Origin of the sequence: Streptomyces sp. DH12 (assembly GCF_020873895.1) — a bacterium.
Lineage (GTDB): Bacteria > Actinomycetota > Actinomycetes > Streptomycetales > Streptomycetaceae > Streptomyces.
In genome coordinates this window covers 1-380 of sequence record NZ_JAHWGT010001744.1, presented here as the reverse complement: position 1 = coordinate 380, position 380 = coordinate 1, and the positions used below count along the sequence as shown (strand labels likewise).

Annotated in this window: 1 protein-coding gene; it reads left to right on the top strand. The window is 75.0% G+C overall.

All coding sequences use genetic code 11. The annotated features are described in order from the left end of the window. A partial coding sequence (locus LPA54_RS42020; protein WP_228985586.1) for a sigma-70 family RNA polymerase sigma factor occupies positions 1-284 on the top strand: 284 nt, incomplete at its 5' end. Positions 285-380: the final 96 nt, after the last annotated feature.

The following is a 380-nucleotide window of genomic DNA, read 5'->3' as shown; positions in this document are numbered from 1 at the left end:
ACCTCCAGGTCGCCCGCCGGCACGAGGAGCAGCCGGCCTCCCCGCCCGAGCCCACCGTGGCGTCCGCCGAGAGCACCGCCTTGCTGCGGGAGGACCAGCGGGTGATGATCGACGCGCTGCAGCAGCTCCCCGCCCGGCAGCGGGAGGCGCTGGTGCTGCGCCACTGGCTCGGGCTGAAGGAGGCCGAGATCGCCGCCGCGATGGGCATCTCCCGCGGCTCCGTCAAAACGCACACCTCACGCGGCATCGCCGCGCTGACCCAGGCCATGGAGGCCCGGCGATGAAGCATCACGATGCGACTCCGTCGCGTGGCACCAGCCAGGACCGCACCGGCCACGAGCGGTCCGAGCCGCCCCGGCCGCCCGACGCGGAGCGCACCG